This window comes from Pseudomonas sp. RIT409 (genome assembly GCF_003052515.2).
Taxonomy (GTDB): domain Bacteria; phylum Pseudomonadota; class Gammaproteobacteria; order Pseudomonadales; family Pseudomonadaceae; genus Aquipseudomonas.
Window position 1 is genome coordinate 177,536 of record NZ_QARE02000007.1, and the last position, 16,287, is coordinate 193,822.

The window sequence follows — 16,287 nt, forward strand, 5'->3', positions numbered from 1 at the left end:
AGAGGCAAGCCCAAGCGGAACCTTCCGACTCGGCCCGGCAGCGCATTTACGACGCTTTCCGGACCCTGACGAGATGCTGGTAGATCTCCACGCGCTGGCGACCGAGCAGCCGTCGAACGGCCCAGTGTTCGAGCCATTGATGAAGTTGGCCAGGGGCGATCGGCTGGTCCAGACGCGACTGCGCGTTATTGAACGCCTTTTCCCACCAGACCGCTGAGCAGGCGCGGTCGAACTCGTTCGCATGGGCGCAGCAGCCATACAGCACTTCCCGCACGAACTGACGTTGCGGCTTGGGCACCGCCAAGGTGGCGCTCTTGTACAACAAACGCTGCCAAGCGGGAGGGCGGGGCAGATGGATCGACACGTTTGCGGTGTCGGCCAGCGCTTCGGGGCTGACCGGGTCATCGCGGTGCTTGTGCAGCCAAGCGCGAACCTTGGCCCGGAACAGCTCTTTGCGGCTCCAGTAGTGGTGGATCAAATCGGGGCACTGCTCGGTCCGTAAGGTTCGGTAGGCGGCGACGCCAAGACAGAACTCCTCCAGCGTGATGGCGCCTGGCGTGATCGGGAAGAACTCATCCATCAAGTCGATGGACGCGTCCAGCACCCAGGCATTTTCATGGGTCAGCCCGATCACCCCCGAATTCACCAGGCGCATCGCATCGTCGGCGAGCCCGCGTTGAGCCAGCGTATCGGCCAGCGCGGTATAGAGGATGGTTTCTTTGCACTCGTCATAGCGCAGGTGCAAGGCATTGCACAGCAGGCTGTCTGGGCGAACCCTGTCGAACAGCGCCATGGGGCTTGCCCGGAAGAATGTGTCGGTGTCGATGAGGATTGCTTTTTCCGCTTCTTCCAACACTTGGCGGGCAACGACGTGCTTACAGCGGAAATGATAGTGATGCGGGCCGCTCCAGGCGTGACGCATGGCGGCATCGATCGGGCGAACCCTCACCGGCAAGCGGTGATAGGGCTCGGGGTTGTCGCTGAACACCTGGATGTCGAACGGGCGCTCTGAGGCGCCACCCGCTTTCGCCAAGGCGCTTGCGATGCTGAACACCGCTTCCTGATGGTAGGTCTGTGCGCCGAATACCAGGTAAACCAGTTGCGGGCGTAAGTTTGCTTTCTGATGAACACTCAACTGCTTGAATCCGTCTCGGTAGGGCATTGGCAGGCTATCTGCGATCAGCCTGCCGCGCGAACATTACCCTATAGTGACCGGCGTGTCCGAGATGGATTCCCGCCATTCAGCGGGGCAGCTTCAGGTTGTTCCACAGCGCAAGGCTGGGTTCGGCCTGATTCAGGGTGTAGAAGTGCAGACCAGGGGCGCCACCCTGTAACAACCGCTCACACATTTCGGTGATGACTTGCTCGCCGAACGCCTGAATGCTCGCCGAGTCATCGTTGTAGGCTTCCAACTGTTTGCGAATCCAGCGCGGGATTTCTGCACCGCAGGCGTCGGAAAAGCGCGCCAGTTTGCTGTAGTTGGTGATAGGCATGATGCCCGGCACGATAGGGATCGAAACGCCCATTTTCTGCACGCGCTCGACGAAGTAGAAGTAGCTGTCGGCGTTGAAGAAATACTGGGTGATCGCGCTGTCCGCACCGGCGTTGGCCTTGCGCACGAAGTTCTTCAGATCTTCTTCGAAGCTGCGGGCTTGTGGGTGCATTTCCGGGTAGGCCGCCACTTCGATATGAAAATGGCCACCGGTTTCTTCACGGATGAAGCTCACCAGGTCGTTGGCGTGGCGCAGTTCACCGCTGGCCATGCCCATGCCGGACGGCAGGTCGCCGCGCAGGGCAACGATGCGTTTGATACCCGCGTCCTGGTACTGGCTCAGCAGACCGCGCAGATCGGCTTTGCCGTCGCCCACGCACGACAGGTGCGGGGCGGAGGGGATGTTCACTTCCTTTTCCAGCTGCAACACGGTGTTGATCGTGCGGTCACGCGTGGACCCACCCGCACCATAGGTGCAGGAGAAGAAGTCGGGGTTATAGCTGGCCAAGGTGCGGGCAGTGGCCATGAGTTTTTCGTGACCCGCGTCGGTCTTCGTCGGGAAGAACTCGAAACTGTAGCGACGGTCTTGCGACATCGGAGGGAACCTCCAGCGGCAAGCTATAAGCTGCAAGCTGCAAGAGGGTGTAGCGCCCACTCTCTGCGACTTCTCGCTTAACGCTTGGTGCTGCAAAAATACTTGGACGATTTGGGCGCCGCGAGCAGCAAGCAAGAACGCCGATAACGCACTTGCTTGCCGCTCGTAGCTTGTCGCTGCTTTTAGTACCGGTAAGCGTGCGGCTTGAACGGGCCTTCGACGGTCACGCCGATGTAGTCGGCCTGGGTCTTGGTCAGTTTGGTCACGACGCCGCCGAAGCCACGCACCATTTCCAGCGCGACTTCTTCGTCCAGTTTCTTCGGCAGGACTTCGACCGTCAGGCGCTCGGCTTTCTGGGCCGGGCTCAGGTCAGCGTACTTCTGGCCGAACAGGAAAATCTGAGCCAATACCTGGTTGGCGAACGAACCGTCCATGATGCGGCTTGGGTGACCGGTGGCGTTGCCCAGGTTCACCAGACGGCCTTCGGCCAGCAGGATCAGGTAGTCGTCGTTCTGTGGGTCGAACTCGCCAGCGCCGGTGCGGTGAATCTTGTGCACCTGAGGCTTCACTTCTTCCCATGCCCAGTTCTTACGCATGAAAGCGGTGTCGATTTCGTTGTCGAAGTGACCGATGTTGCAGACCACGGCGCGTTTTTTCAGCGCTTTGAGCATGTTCGCATCGCAGACGTTGACGTTGCCGGTGGTGGTCACGATCAGGTCGACCTTGCCCAGCAGGGCCTTGTCGATGCTGGCTTCGGTGCCGTCGTTTTCGCCGTTGATGAAAGGCGAAACCACTTCAAAACCGTCCATGCAGGCTTGCATCGCGCAGATCGGGTCCACTTCGGTCACTTTGACGATCATGCCTTCCTGACGCAGCGACTGAGCCGAGCCCTTGCCCACGTCACCGTAGCCGATGACCAGCGCTTGCTTGCCCGACAGCAGGTGGTCGGTGCCGCGCTTGATGGCGTCGTTCAGGCTGTGACGGCAACCGTATTTGTTGTCGTTCTTGCTCTTGGTGACCGAGTCGTTGACGTTGATCGCGGGGATCTTCAGCTCGCCTTTGGCCAGCATGTCCAGCAGGCGGTGAACGCCGGTGGTGGTCTCTTCGGTCACGCCGTGGATGCGTTCCAGCATCTGCGGGTATTTCTTGTGGAGGATCTCGGTCAGGTCGCCGCCGTCGTCGAGGATCATGTTGGCGTCCCAGGGCTGACCGCCCTTCAGGATGGTCTGCTCGATGCACCACTCGTACTCTTGCTCGGTTTCACCTTTCCAGGCGAACACCGGAATACCGGCAGCGGCGATGGCGGCAGCGGCCTGATCCTGAGTCGAGAAAATGTTGCAGGACGACCAGCGTACTTCGGCACCCAGGGCAACCAGGGTTTCGATCAGCACGGCAGTCTGAATGGTCATGTGGATACAGCCGAGAATCTTTGCGCCCTTGAGCGGTTGCTCACTGGCATATTTGCGACGCAGGCCCATCAGGGCAGGCATTTCGGATTCAGCGATGATGGTTTCGCGACGGCCCCAGGCAGCCAGGGAAATGTCCGCGACTTTGTAGTCGTTGAAATCATTGGGCGTCAGTACAGCGCTCATGAAGAGTCTCCATTCGTAGTGTGCGAATGGGCGCCGTTGTGCGTTTAAGGCCTGCCCGAAGCGAGCAGACAACGCCCCATCCGAGCCTGACAGGACTGACCTGCTGCAGCGCCCCTCGGACAGGTGGCGGGAAAACGGTATCAAGCGGTGATGACCGTTTTTTGAAGCGGGGAAGAGTATAGCGGCGTCTCTGGTTCAGCCCAAGAGGCGCGTTCAGATAAATGACGAGCGACTAATCGAGACCATAGTCGATGCTCAATGGAGGTTAATGCCCAGGGCTGGCACTATGCTGGTCATCAAGAGGCAGATGACAGGAGCGAATCATGAATTTCCACACTCGCAAGTGGGTAAAGCCCGAAGACCTCAACCCCAACGGCACGCTGTTCGGTGGCAGCCTGCTGCGCTGGATCGACGAGGAGGCGGCGATCTATGCGATCGTTCAACTGGGCAATCAGCGGGTGGTGACCAAGTACATCTCCGAGATCAATTTCGTCAGCGCCTCGCGTCAGGGCGACATCATCGAGCTGGGCATCACGGCCACTGAGTTCGGTCGCACATCCATCACCCTGATGTGCGAAGTGCGCAACAAAATCACCCGCAAGAGCATCCTGACGGTCGACAAAATGGTGTTCGTGAACCTGGGGGAGGACGGTCTGCCAGCGCCGCATGGCAAGACCGAGATTACGTACATCAAGGATCAGTTCAAGGAAGAAGTGATCGGGGAGTAGCCACCGTTGTGAAGATCGTTCCCACGCTCTGCGTGGGAATGCAGCTTCTGCCGCTCCGCGTCAGGCCGGGTGAACGCAGAGCGTCCGGTGAAGCGTTCCCACGCAGAGCGTGGGAACGATCAGTGCAGCGTTACGCTGGGTTGCTGGCTTTCCAGCCCCGTAGCCATTGCAACCCTTCGCTGGTATCGCCTTTCGGACGATACTCGCAACCGATCCAGCCGGTGTAACCCAGGCGGTCGATTTCTTCGAAAATCCACGGATAGTTCACTTCGCCCAGATTTGGCTCGTGGCGATCCGGTACCCCCGCGATCTGGATGTGGCCGACGCCCGCGAAGTCGCGACGCAGTTTGCTGATCACGTCGCCTTCCACGATCTGGCAGTGGTAGAAGTCGAACTGCACTTTCAGGTTGTCGGCACCCACTTCCTTGCACACCGCTTGACCCTGATCCTGGCGATTCAGGAAGAAGCCTGGCATGTCGCGGGTATTGATCGGTTCGATCAGCACCGTGATCCCCACCTTGGCTGCTTCCTGCGCTGCGTAGCGCAGGTTCTCGATATACACCGCGTGGTGTTTCTCGCGCAGATCTTCGCTCGGCAGCAGCCCTGCCATCACATGAATGCGGTCATTACCCAGCACTGCTGCGTATTCCAGGGCTTTCTGAATGCCTGCCCGGAACTCTTGCTCACGACCCGGCAGCGAGGCGATTCCCCGTTCGCCTTTGGCCCAGTCTCCCGGCGGGGCGTTGAACAGCGCTTGAGTCAGCTTGTTGTCCACCAGGCGCTGCTTGATTTCGGCCGCCGTGAAATCGTACGGAAACAGGTACTCCACTGCCTCGAACCCGTCTGCCGCCGCGGCAGCGAAACGGTCGAGAAAGTCGTGTTGCGGATACAGCATGCTGAGGTTGGCTGCAAAACGAGGCATGTGGGTCTCCAGAAAGGCTTAAACGAAAGGCCAGAGCAGCAAAGTGAACAGGAAGCCCAGTGTACCCAGAACGGTCACCAGGAACGTCCAGTTGCGCAGGCCGTCACCGACATTCAGGCCTGCCAGTTTGGTGAACATCCAGTAACCGGCGTCGTTGATGTGGGACATGGCCAGACCGCCACCGCCCATGGCCAGGCACAGCAGGGCCATGTGGTTGGCGCTGAGGTTCAGGGTCGCGATCAATGGGCTGAGAATACCGGCGGTGGTCACCAGCGCCACGGTGGTCGAGCCTTGGACGGCGCGCAAGAGCAGCGTCAGGATGAAGCCCAGTGCCAGAACCGGCAGCCCGGTGTTGCGCAGGGCGTCGGACACGACCGCCCCGATACCGGTATCGACCAGCACTTTACCGAACACACCACCCGCACCGGCAATCAGGATCACCATCGCCACGCCGGGCAGCGCCGAACCGATCACGTCAGACACCTGGCTACGGCTCCACCCGCGACGCGACCCCAGAATCCAGGCACACAGCAGGGTGTCGATCAGCAGCGCGACCAGCGGCGCGCCGAGAACCGTCAGCACGCTGCGCAGGCCGGAATCGGCTGGCAACAGGGTCGTTGCCAGTGTTCCCAGCAGAATCAGGACAATCGGTAGCAAGATCAGCGCGACGATGAGGCCCGCGCCCGGTGCTGGCGCTGCTGGCAAGCGAGCGGCCAGGCTGCTGGCACTTTCTTCCAGACCCAGTGCTTGGGTGTGGGTGGCTTCCTTGGCGTTGGAATAATCGTTGTTGGCCCACGCCACCAGGTCTTCGTTGGTGATGTGCGGACCGTAGACTTCGCTGCGGATGTCGTCGGTCATCGGGAAGGTCTTGCGGGTCATACGACCGGCAATGACATAGCCGATCAGGCACAGCACCGCGACGATCGGGATACCGAACATCAGCACGCGGCCCAGGTCAGCGCCCAGTTGACCGGCGGCCGCGACAGCGCCCGGGTGCGGTGGCAGGAAGGCGTGAACCGACAGCAGCGCCGCACACATTGGCAGGGCGAAGATCAGCAGCGGCTTACGGGCTGCGCGGGCAACGCCGTACGCCAGTGGCATGAGGATGATCACGCCCACTTCGAAGAACACGGGGATGCCAACCATGAAACCGGCCACGGTCAACGCCAGCGGCGTGCGCTTGTTGCCGAAGCGATCGATCAATGTCTTGGCCAGCGCTTCTGCACCGCCGGACAGTTCAATGATGCGCCCGATCATGGCACCCAACGCGATGATGATCGCGATGTGGCCGAGGGTTTTGCCCATGCCGCCTTCGATGGTGGTCACCAGGTCGGCCGGTTTAACCCCGGCGACCAGCGCGACGATGATGCTCACCAGCATAAGGGCCACGAATGGCTGAAATTTGTACTTGAGTACGAGCAGGAGCAACAGCGCGATACCGGCTCCAGCGATGGTCATGAGAAGTAGTGGGGTCATGTCGTGTGGGATGTCCTGTTGTTATTGTTTCCGGCGAACCGGGTTGCCGAAGGCCGCCAAAACGGCCTTCGGTCAAGCGCTGTTGAAGGCCGTTACCAGGTCACGCCGAAGGCCTGACGCAGATCTTCCAGTGCCGCTGCGTCCAGCGGCTCGGGCTTGGGATTGCTCATCAGCCACAGGCGCGCAGTCTCTTCCAGCTCTTCCAGGGCGTAGGCCGCCTTGGCCACAGAGCTTTCCCAGACCACCGGCCCCAGCCGCTCAAGCATTACGCCTCGCACGCTGTTCGCCAGTTTCGCCACCTGTTCGGCCACTTTCGGAGAGCCAGGGCGTTCGTACGAGATCAGTGGGATGTGACCGACTTTCATGACCTGATACGGGGTGATGGGCGGCAGAATGTCATTCGGTTGCCAGACGCCCGCGAGGGTCAACGCAACCAGGTGAGTCGAGTGGGTGTGTACCACGCCGCCGACCGCTGGGTTGCGGTCGTAGACTTCGCGGTGCAGCATCAGGGTCTTGGATGGCTTCTCGCCCGATACCCATTCCCCGGACAGATTCACCTTGGCGATCGCGGCTGGATCCAGGCGACCCAGACACGCATCGGTCGGAGTGATCAGCCAGCCATCGTCAAGCCGCGCGCTGATGTTGCCTGCGCTGCCGACGGTGTAGCCGCGCCCGAACAGCAGACGACCGATGTCGCAAATTTCTTCGCGCAGTTTGTTCTCGGTACTCATTTGGCACCGCCTGCAAGCTGCTTGAGCGCCTTGTCAAAGAAGTCACGGCCGCCGAAATTGCCGGATTTCAGCGCCAGTGCCAGCGGTTGCTCGCCGCTGCTGATGGTCGCCGGAACGCCTGGATCGATCTGCGCACCGATCTTAAGCAGGCTCACCCCCAGCGCTTGAACGACGGCCCCCGAGGTTTCACCGCCTGCGACGACGAAGCGCTTCACGCCCGATTCCAGCAAGCCTTTGGCGATTTTGCCCAAGGCCTGCTCGACCATCGCACCGGCGCGCTCGACACCTAACCGCTGCTGCACGGCTTTGACTTCATCCGGGCTGCTGGTGGCGTAAATCAGCACGGTCTGACCTGCGTCGCGAGCAAAGGCCAGTGCCTGTTCGACCACCGGCTGACCATCGGCCAGCGCGAGAGGATCGATGCGCAGGGCAGGGCGTTTGGTTTCAAGCCACGCCGCGACTTGACCATTGGTGGCCACCGAGGCACTCCCGGCCAGCACCACTTCACCACCGTCGACTGACTCAAGCTGAGCAGCGTCGATATCACGCAGCTTGCCCGCCTTGCGGAAGTTGCCCGGCAGGCCGAGCGCCAGGCCCGAACCGCCGGTCAGCAGTGGCAGGTCGGCGCAGGCTTCGCCCAGCACGTACAAATCCGCGTCAGACAGTGCGTCGGCGATGGCCATGGTCACGCCGTCAGCGCGCAGTTCCGCGATACGCGCACGCACGCTTTCCACGCCTTTGGCGATGCTGTCGTAGCGCAGCAGGCCGACTTTTTTCTCGGTCTGCGATTGCAGCACGCGCACCAGGTTGGCGTCGGTCATCGGGGTCAGCGGATGGTTTTGCATACCGCTCTCATTGAGCAACTGGTCCTGCACAAACAGGTGGCCACGGAAGATCGTCCGGCCATTCTCTGGAAACGCAGGGCAGGCAAGGGTGAAGTCGCTGCTGAGTGCGTCGAGCAGCGCTTCGCTGACCTGACCAATGTTGCCTTTGGCGGTCGAGTCGAAGGTCGAGCAGTACTTGAAGAAAATTTGCTCGCAGCCACGATCACGCAGCCATTGCAGGGCTTGCAGCGATTCCTCGACCGCTTCGGCAGCCGGCGTGGTGCGGGATTTCAGGGCGATGACGATGGCATCGGCGTCCAGCTCCGACAGGCTGTCGGCGCTCGGAATGCCAATGCTTTGCACAGTGCGCATACCGCCGCGTACCAGCATGTTGGCCAGGTCAGTGGCGCCTGTGAAGTCGTCGGCGATGCAGCCCAGCAGAGGGCGCGGAGTCGTGGTGCTCATCTGCGTTTCCTCAGTCGTTGGCGGCTTTGGCGCCCGGCAGGGTGATGCCCGGGAAGATTTTGATCACGGCGGAGTCGTCTTCGCGGCCGAAACCTGCGGTCGATGCCTGCATGAACATCTGGTGCGCGGTGGACGACAGCGGCAGTGGGAATTTGCTCGCGCGGGCTGTGTCCAGTACCAGGCCCAAATCCTTGACGAAGATGTCCACAGCCGACAGCGGTGTGTAGTCAGCCTTGAGGATGTGCGGCACGCGGTTTTCGAACATCCATGAGTTGCCAGCGCTGTTGGTGATCACTTCGTACAGTGCGTCAGCGTCGACGCCTTCACGCAGGCCCAGCGCCATGGCTTCGGCGCTTGCAGCGATGTGCACTCCCGCCAGCAGCTGGTTGATGATTTTGACTTTCGAACCCAGGCCGTGGACGTCGCCCAGGCGATAAACCTTGCCTGCCATGCCATTGAGGACGGCGTCGGCTTTGGCGTACACCTCGGCAGGGCCGGAGGTCATCATGGTCATCTGACCGGCAGCGGCTTTGGCCGCACCGCCGGAGATCGGTGCATCCAGGTACAGCAGACCCTTTTCAGTCAGGCGCTGGCCCAGCTCGATGGCGAAGGTTGGGGCGACGGTGGCACAACCGATGATCAGGCTGCCCGGCTTGAGCGCGGCAACCGCGCCGTGCTCGCCAAACAGGACGGTTTCGGTTTGCTCGGCGTTGACCACGACGGTAATGATCACGTCGCAACTTGCAGCCATAGCGGCGGGGGTCGCACAGGCAACACCCCCTTCGCTGGCGAATTGCTCGGTGACCGCTGCACGGACATCGCAGGCATGAACATTGAATCCGCTGCGCAACAGGGAGCGCGCGATGCCGAGGCCCATGGCACCCAGTCCGATCACGCCAACGTTCTTGTTATCCATGTGTCTCTCCTCGGGTTGAGCGCCGAAGTTTTGCCAGCACTCGAACGGTGTTTGTTCTGATCTGTTAAAGATAGTGAACCTGCGAGCGGATAATGTGAAGCAATTTTTCATTTTCACAAAAGTTAACATTGTTCATTTTTTGACCAGGCACAAAAAGCCCCCGGTTGTGAGCCAGGGCTTGGAGCGTGTTAAACGCTGTACGGAGATCTTTGTCCCTGGACGTAGCGCTGTTATGTACAAAACCGGCTGGCTGTAGGAGCGCGCTTGCCCGCGATCGCGGTGTGTCAGATGAGGAAATATGGATGAGACGCCGTGATCGCAGGCAAGCGCGCTCCTACGGATTGGGGTGTCTGTGAGCTCAGCGCTTGTCGACGGAGGCCAACATCAACTCCACCCCCTGCGCCCGAATGCTGTCAGCCGCAGCCCAGCATCTCCATTCACATACAGATCTTTTCGATCTTTGTTCGATAGCCTAGGCGATCATATAAGCAAGTTGAGTAGTCTATATATTGGTTGGCGATGTCAGTGGTGTTGTTGATTTCGACAGGTTTAGATAAATCGCTATATGGGGGTGTGAGGTTATTGCGGTTGCTTATTTGTTAGTGCATTAGTTCGCCGTCCGTCAGGGTTTTTTATTTTCTCTCTCTGCTGGCTTGATGTTTACATGGTTTGGTTGATAGTGAGTGTATGGCTGACCGAATATTTCGGTAGTCGGAGTGCTAATTCATATGGAGATTATCGCCATGTCTGCGATCGAATTCAAATTAGATAAAACGTCTTTTGGGTCTCAAGCTTATTTTTCTGGCACTGTCGAGGCGGTGGGAAGTCCAGGCTATAAGTTTTCCGGCACACTCAAAGTCAGCGCCCCATTCAACAGAGGGAATGCAGGCTTTTCCAACACTGTACGGATAGGTCACGGTGGCGTGTCAGGGAAGTACGAGCATTTGGATCTCGACCTGGGAAAACACCCAGTGTCAGACAAAACGTTGAAGATCGAGGGCTTGGGGAAAAGGGCCGCCAATGAAAAGGTGAAATTCTATGTGGCTGTGAATCAGGGAATCAGCGGTCAGTTTGAAGAGGGCCCTGAATTAACTTGTGATTTGGGCGTCATTGCTGATGAGTCAGCGAGCAGTACTGCATCTACACCGGTTGATAGTCAAGAAGAATCGATTCCCGAGAAAAAAACACGGTTACCACCTGAGCTTAAGGAGGGGGACGCTGAGGGTATCAGTGAGTATGAAAAGTATTTGTCCCGATACGATACTTGAATGAGAGATACGTTGATGAGTAGAAACAAGGCGATGTTCTGAATCAAGATAGCTGAACGTTGGTGTAGGTGTATTCCGGTTATTTCGTCCTTGACACTGAGTGGCGGTGCGTCAATCTTGAAAAAATGGCAGGCACGCCAAATTCGGTAGCGTGCCTGCCCCTGCCAGTAAGTAGCACTCAGCGCTTGTCCACCGACGCCAACATCAACTCCACCCCCTGGGCCCGAATGCTGTCAGCCGCAGCCTGAGCCAGCCCGTCATCGGTGATGATCGCGTCGAACTGCTCGAGGCTGGCGACCTTGTACATGCCGAACGTGCCGTATTTGGAGCTGGTGGTCAGCAGCACACTGCGCGACGCCGCTTGCATGGCCGCTTGTTTGACCTCGACCTTGAGCGCCGAGGGGGTCGTGGTCCCGCGTTGCAGGTCCCACGAGCTGGTGGACATGAATGCAACGTCGGTCGCCAGGTGACGTAACGTTGCGGCGGCGAGGCCTCCCACACACGAGCGATTGGGGTGGTCCAGCAGGCCGCCTGTGTGGATGACGTCGACGTGGGTGGCGTCAGCCAGCGCGTTGACTACGCCGAAATCGTTGGTCACTACGGTCATGCCCGACAGCGCGACAATGTGCGGGACGATTTCCAGCGTGCTGGTGCCCGCATCGAGATAGACCGTCATTTCGGGATGGAGCAGCCCAGCGGCCAAACGAGCCATCGCCTGCTTTTGCGGCAGTTCGACCACCGCCTTGGATTGGTGACTCGGTTCACTGTGAACCTGGCTGGCGATCCGCACGCCGCCTGTGACGGAATACGCGCGACCGCTCTGTTCGAGCAAGGCAATGTCGCGACGAATGGTCATGTGCGAGCAATCGAACATCTCCATCAGCTGATGCACGCTGAGCACCTGGTGTTTGCGTAGCTGACGCAGCATCAGCTCACGGCGCTGATCGGGAATCATGGGCGCTGCACCACTGACGGTGGTGTCTTCTTCGCTGGACATTCAGGCTCCTGGGCATTGCGGTGCAGTCGGTCCGACCGCGATGGCTGGCATCTTAGCCAATCGTCGGCGCTGCCGCAGCAGCGAAGCACATCGATACCCACCCATACGCAGTGCGTGTTCCGCTCTTGCGAATCCTTTATCCTCAGGCGTCACGGACCACCGGGCGTCGCCACTGCTGCCCCGGAAAACAAAAAATTTGCCCGGTTGCGGGACAGAGCGGATAAGGAGAGCGTGTGCTGGCGACAACCTTGGTCTTGATCGCGGCTGTGCTGCATGCCACCTGGAACACGCTCATCAAATTCAGCGCCGAGCGCTTGTTGGTCATTGCCAGTATGGACATCGTGGCCTTTGTCCTTGCGGTGCTCGCGCTGGGATTCGTATCCCCGCCTGCCTGGCCCATCTGGCCGTGGCTGGTGGCGTCGGCGCTCTTCGAGTTGCTCTATCGCGTGTTGCTGATCAGGGCGTACCGGGTGGGTGACTTGGGGCTGGTGTATCCCTTGATGCGTGGCTTGTCACCGCTGGTGGTTCTGGCGCTGACTTTGATCTTCGCTGGCGAACACCTGACCCTTCAACAGATTCTCGGCATTCTGCTGATTCCCTGCGGCATGATCTGCCTGCTGTGGCAGGGCGGCGGTGGTCATCGTCTACCGTGGTCGATGCTCCCAGTGGTCGGCATGATCGGCTTGTGCATCGGCTCTTACACCTTCATCGACGGGCAAGCACTCAAGCGCGGGATCGAGCCCTTGGATTATCTGGTCTGGCTCACATTCATCAGCGCCTGGCCATTCCCTCTGCTGGCGCTGGTCAGAAAGCGTCCAGTGTTCCTGCTGTTCTGGCGCGAGCAATGGAAACTGGGGCTGAGCGTAGGTTTCTGCGTGTTGTTCAGCTATGCGCTGGTGTTGTGGGCGATGCAGATAGGGTCAGTGGCTCAGGCCGCGGCGCTGCGTGAAGTGAGCGTCGTGCTGGTGGTGTTGTTCGGGATGCGTTACCTGAAAGAACCTTTCGGTCGGCCCCGGCTCTTAGCCTGTGGGCTGGTATTGCTCGGTATGCTTCTGATGAAGCTCAACTTTTAAATAAAAAAGCTCATATTTTAAAAAGGAAGACGCAAATGACCGTTGCCTTTTGGTGCGTGTTGATCGTGATTCTACTGCCGCTCGCGTGTACGTCGATCGCCAAGTTTGGCAGCGGCAAGTTCGCCCTGCGGGACAACCACAACCCAAGAGACTTTCTGGAGCGCCTCGAAGGCCTGCCTCGTCGAGCCCACGCCGCGCAGCAAAACAGCTTCGAGGCCATTCCCGGTTTCGCTGCCGGGGTGATCATCGCCCACATTGCCGGTGTCGCTCAGTTGGTGACAATTGATGTGCTGGCGGTACTGTTCGTGACCACTCGGCTGCTCTACATCATTTTCTACCTCGCCGACCTCGCAGCGCTGCGCTCGCTGGTGTGGTTCATCGGCCTGGGGTTGGTGATTGCTCTGTTCGGTGTATCCGTCGGCACCCCTGCCTGATCATTCACTTGGGTTTTCGAGCGCACACGGCAATACTGGCGACCCTTTTTTCGCCAGTAGTCGCCATGAAGTCAAAGAGCGTCGCGTTGAAAACCCATGGGCTGGTGATGCTCGCCCTGTTTGCGCTGAGCGCCTGCGGCGCGGTGGACCCCAATTCCCCGCTGGGCCAGCGCAAGGCCATCTTCAAGCAGATGCTCAAAACCAGCGAAGATACGGGTGGCATGTTGCGGGGGCGGCTGCCGTTCGACGGGGCGAAATTCGCCGAAGGTGCGGTCAAGCTCGATGGGCTGTCCCACGAGCCCTGGAAGCATTTTCCCGCAGTGAAAGAGTCAGAAAATACCAGCGCCAAAGATGCGGTCTGGCAGCGGCAGGCGCGCTTTCAGGAGTTGGCCCGGGCATTGGAGGCCCGGACCGGAGAATTGGTCATCGCCACGCGAACGCTTCCGCTGACGCCAGCGAACATGATCCCGCCGATGAATAACGTCGAAGACGCCTGCGATGTGTGTCACAAGGAGTTTCGCGACCACTGAACAGGCACGAGCGAGGAGCGTTTGCCCTCTGGCTATTGCTTTACTCGTCATCCTCGTCCGGCTGGATCTCTTCCAGCTTCTGCTGTTCGTCCTGCAGCGCCTTGCGCGATTCGGCCAGTTTGTCCTTGCGCTTGTTGATCTTGTCCGCATCGCCTTTCTTCATCGCTTTGTCCAGGTCCGTCTGGCGCTTGCCGACTTCCTGTTTGGCCTCCAACACTTTCTTTTCCTGTGCCTTGATCAGCCCCGCATCGGTGCAGTGGTCGGTGTTCTCGGCAAGCGCCTTCTCGAGTCCGGCCTGTTGCTCGCTGTTTCCGGCTGCCTTGGCTTGCTCGATGCCGGCCTGGATCTCGCCGCGCTTGGCCTCGCACAGCGGCTCGGCGGCGAACGACGGGGCCGCCAACATCCCACAGGCGGCGAACACCATCAGAGAGGAAAACACTTTCATGACTGCTCCTTGAATAACTGCTTGGGCGGGAAATTGAACACCGCCCCGACAAAAAAAGACTAAAAACCCTGAATACCCTGCTCCCGCAGCTGCGTGGCCAATGCCTGCACGTGCGGATCCTGAAAAAACGCCGTGAGCTGTTTCGCACGACCCGGGCCAATGCCAGGTTCGGCCTGCCATTGATCGGCGCTGCGGGCCGACAACGCAGACCAGGAATCACCCAGGCTCGCGCCCGCTGTGGGCGGCAGGCCGATGGCTTTGAGCCAAACTTCGAAGGATTGTTCGCGAGCGCCCTGAAAACTGTTCAACAGTTTAGCGCTGCTTTGCTCGCTGATGCCGGGAATGTTCACAAGTTGTGCACTGTCCAGGCGCAACCAGTCGAGCAAACCTTCTATCGCGCCTGCGCTGATCAGCCTGTCCCATGTGCCAGGGCCAACCCCGCTCATGGCGAGGCCTTTCTTGCCGCTGAGCCACTTCAGCCGTTCGCGGAATTGGCTCTCGCAGCCCTCAGTGGGTTGCCAGCAGCTCAGCGCGTGGTAGTCCGCAGCTTGAGGGACAATCATCGACACCCGTTCGGTACTGCGAGTGACCACGCCATCCAGTCTTGGAATGGTCAATCCCGCCAGGCTGATTGCCACCTGATCACCGGGACGGATGTCCATGGATTGCCAACGTTTGAGAGAACTGACGCTGACCCGTGTGACCTTTCGGTCGTCCAGTTGAACCGGCGCTATTTCCAGCACGGGTGTGACCTTGCCACTGCGCCCCACGTTGAAATGCACCTTGCGCACGTCCCCCAGCACCTGAGCGAAGGGGTACTTCCAAGCGGCGATCCAGTAAGGTGCCTTGGCTTGCCAACGCTCCGCAGGCGGACGGTGCCCCTGACGTAAAATCACGCCATCCGTGGCGAACGGCAGCGGATTTTCGTACCAGTGCGTCCGCCACGCTCTGGCCTGTTCAAAACGCTCGAACGGCTCGCTCAGTGTCACGGCGTCGTCAAAGCCCATGGTGCGCAGGCTGCTCAAGCGTTCACGCATGTCGGCAGGGCCTTGTGGCCAGTCCCAGACAAACAGCCCAATCTGCGCGCCCTCGGCTTCGGTGATAGCCGTTCGTGCCAGCAATCCGGCCACTTTGCTGCGTGCATTGAGGCTGCCAGCCCGGGCTTGCACGTGGTCGGTCAGCCGCCAGTAAAGCTCGCCCTGTAGCACCACGGATTGTTGTACGGGCAGCGTGCGAGGAATCGCACCGATATGAAAGGCATGTGCACTCCAGTCCTGCCCCTTGAGGCCATCGCCTCGGCTGATGGCTTTGACCAGCGTCCCGCCTTGGTAGATCAGCGTGACCGCCACCCCATCGACCTTCGGCTGAATCCACAGACCTGTTTTGCCCTTGAGCCAGCCCTGCACGGCGGCTTCGTCCGGCAATTTGTGCACGCCGGTGTGTGGCACGGGGTGAGCATGCAAGCCTGTCGCGGTTTTTAGTGGATCCGCCTCGGGTAGGCCTGGAGCTGCGAAGCACGCCTTCAACTGCGCCAGTCGCTGAATGGACTGGTCATACAGCTCGTCCGCCACTAGCGAAACCCCTTCCCGGTGATAGCTGTCGTCCCAGCCCGCGACTTGCGCCTGCAAGGCCGCTATCTCATCCCGAACTTTGCCGGACGGCCAGTCGGGGCAGGACTGAGCAGACACGGTGGCGGACAACAGGGTCATTACTGCGCAGAGGGCAGCGCGGTGAAACAGCAGCATGGGCGCATCCTTGCTGAATGAGGACAGGGCCCCAAGGCTAGGATTTCAGCCGCA

Annotated in this window: 16 protein-coding genes and 1 riboswitch; of the genes, 5 read left to right on the top strand and 11 right to left on the bottom strand. The window is 59.8% G+C overall.

Translation table 11 applies throughout. From position 1 onward, the window contains the following. Nucleotides 1-46 precede the first annotated feature (46 nt). The 3 genes from DBP26_RS11520 to ahcY all read right to left on the bottom strand — a co-directional run bounded on the left by DBP26_RS11520 (nucleotide 47) and on the right by ahcY (nucleotide 3,679). The gene (locus tag DBP26_RS11520; RefSeq protein ID WP_108237705.1) at nucleotides 47-1,162 is read right to left on the bottom strand and encodes a hypothetical protein; all 1,116 of its coding nucleotides are present in this window, start codon (nucleotides 1,160-1,162) and stop codon (nucleotides 47-49) included. A 79-nt stretch (nucleotides 1,163-1,241) separates the two neighbouring features. After that, nucleotides 1,242-2,087, bottom strand: a complete 846-nt coding sequence (gene metF / locus DBP26_RS11525) for a methylenetetrahydrofolate reductase [NAD(P)H] (RefSeq protein ID WP_108237706.1) — start codon at nucleotides 2,085-2,087, stop codon at nucleotides 1,242-1,244. A gap of 182 nt (nucleotides 2,088-2,269) precedes the next feature. Beyond that, nucleotides 2,270-3,679: an adenosylhomocysteinase gene (gene ahcY / locus DBP26_RS11530; RefSeq protein ID WP_108237707.1), complete on the bottom strand. Its 1,410-nt coding sequence runs from the start codon at nucleotides 3,677-3,679 to the stop codon at nucleotides 2,270-2,272. A 21-nt stretch (nucleotides 3,680-3,700) separates the two neighbouring features. Then, a riboswitch (S-adenosyl-L-homocysteine riboswitch) is annotated at nucleotides 3,701-3,802 on the bottom strand. 200 nt (nucleotides 3,803-4,002) lie between these two features. Here ahcY and DBP26_RS11535 point away from each other — a divergent pair. Further along, nucleotides 4,003-4,407: a hotdog domain-containing protein gene (locus tag DBP26_RS11535; RefSeq protein WP_108237708.1), complete on the top strand. Its 405-nt coding sequence runs from the start codon at nucleotides 4,003-4,005 to the stop codon at nucleotides 4,405-4,407. Nucleotides 4,408-4,537: 130 nt separating this feature from the next. On the opposite strand, the gene otnI is transcribed toward DBP26_RS11535, so the two are convergent. The 5 genes from otnI to ltnD form a co-directional block, all read right to left on the bottom strand. Continuing rightward, nucleotides 4,538-5,329: a 2-oxo-tetronate isomerase gene (gene otnI / locus DBP26_RS11540; RefSeq protein WP_108237709.1), complete on the bottom strand. Its 792-nt coding sequence runs from the start codon at nucleotides 5,327-5,329 to the stop codon at nucleotides 4,538-4,540. Between the two features lie 18 nt (nucleotides 5,330-5,347). After that, entirely contained in the window at nucleotides 5,348-6,805 is a 1,458-nt protein-coding gene (locus DBP26_RS11545) for an SLC13 family permease (RefSeq protein ID WP_108237710.1), read from the bottom strand. A gap of 92 nt (nucleotides 6,806-6,897) precedes the next feature. Further along, nucleotides 6,898-7,536: an aldolase gene (locus DBP26_RS11550; RefSeq protein ID WP_108237711.1), complete on the bottom strand. Its 639-nt coding sequence runs from the start codon at nucleotides 7,534-7,536 to the stop codon at nucleotides 6,898-6,900. After that, nucleotides 7,533-8,825: a 3-oxo-tetronate kinase gene (gene otnK, locus DBP26_RS11555; RefSeq protein ID WP_108237712.1), complete on the bottom strand. Its 1,293-nt coding sequence runs from the start codon at nucleotides 8,823-8,825 to the stop codon at nucleotides 7,533-7,535. The genes DBP26_RS11550 and otnK overlap by 4 nt, the downstream gene beginning before the upstream one ends. Nucleotides 8,826-8,835: 10 nt before the next feature. Further along, a complete protein-coding gene (gene ltnD, locus DBP26_RS11560; protein ID WP_349254550.1) occupies nucleotides 8,836-9,870 on the bottom strand; it encodes an L-threonate dehydrogenase in 1,035 nt (344 codons plus the stop codon). Nucleotides 9,871-10,484: 614 nt separating this feature from the next. Here ltnD and DBP26_RS11565 point away from each other — a divergent pair. Next, nucleotides 10,485-11,009: a hypothetical protein gene (locus DBP26_RS11565; protein WP_146749662.1), complete on the top strand. Its 525-nt coding sequence runs from the start codon at nucleotides 10,485-10,487 to the stop codon at nucleotides 11,007-11,009. 178 nt (nucleotides 11,010-11,187) lie between these two features. Here the strand turns inward: DBP26_RS11565 and DBP26_RS11570 are convergent, their stop codons facing one another. Continuing rightward, nucleotides 11,188-12,006 (bottom strand): DeoR/GlpR family DNA-binding transcription regulator, encoded by an 819-nt coding sequence (locus DBP26_RS11570; RefSeq protein ID WP_108237715.1) that lies wholly within the window; start codon nucleotides 12,004-12,006, stop codon nucleotides 11,188-11,190. A 233-nt stretch (nucleotides 12,007-12,239) separates the two neighbouring features. Here DBP26_RS11570 and DBP26_RS11575 point away from each other — a divergent pair, with 233 nt between their 5' ends. The 3 genes from DBP26_RS11575 (at nucleotide 12,240) to DBP26_RS11585 (ending at nucleotide 14,043) form a co-directional block, all read left to right on the top strand. Further along, complete coding sequence (locus tag DBP26_RS11575; protein WP_108237716.1) at nucleotides 12,240-13,079, top strand: DMT family transporter; 840 nt, start codon at nucleotides 12,240-12,242, stop codon at nucleotides 13,077-13,079. Nucleotides 13,080-13,114: 35 nt separating this feature from the next. After that, nucleotides 13,115-13,513, top strand: a complete 399-nt coding sequence (locus DBP26_RS11580) for an MAPEG family protein (protein ID WP_108237717.1) — start codon at nucleotides 13,115-13,117, stop codon at nucleotides 13,511-13,513. A 107-nt stretch (nucleotides 13,514-13,620) separates the two neighbouring features. Further along, nucleotides 13,621-14,043 (top strand): cytochrome c, encoded by a 423-nt coding sequence (locus tag DBP26_RS11585; protein ID WP_108237807.1) that lies wholly within the window; start codon nucleotides 13,621-13,623, stop codon nucleotides 14,041-14,043. A gap of 40 nt (nucleotides 14,044-14,083) precedes the next feature. On the opposite strand, the gene DBP26_RS11590 is transcribed toward DBP26_RS11585, so the two are convergent. Beyond that, on the bottom strand, nucleotides 14,084-14,488 hold the full coding sequence (locus tag DBP26_RS11590; RefSeq protein ID WP_108237718.1) for a DUF1090 domain-containing protein: 405 nt from the start codon (nucleotides 14,486-14,488) through the stop codon (nucleotides 14,084-14,086). A gap of 59 nt (nucleotides 14,489-14,547) precedes the next feature. Then, nucleotides 14,548-16,197: an NAD-dependent DNA ligase LigB gene (gene ligB, locus DBP26_RS11595; RefSeq protein WP_256601286.1), complete on the bottom strand. Its 1,650-nt coding sequence runs from the start codon at nucleotides 16,195-16,197 to the stop codon at nucleotides 14,548-14,550. Between the last annotated feature and the right edge of the window lie 90 nt (nucleotides 16,198-16,287).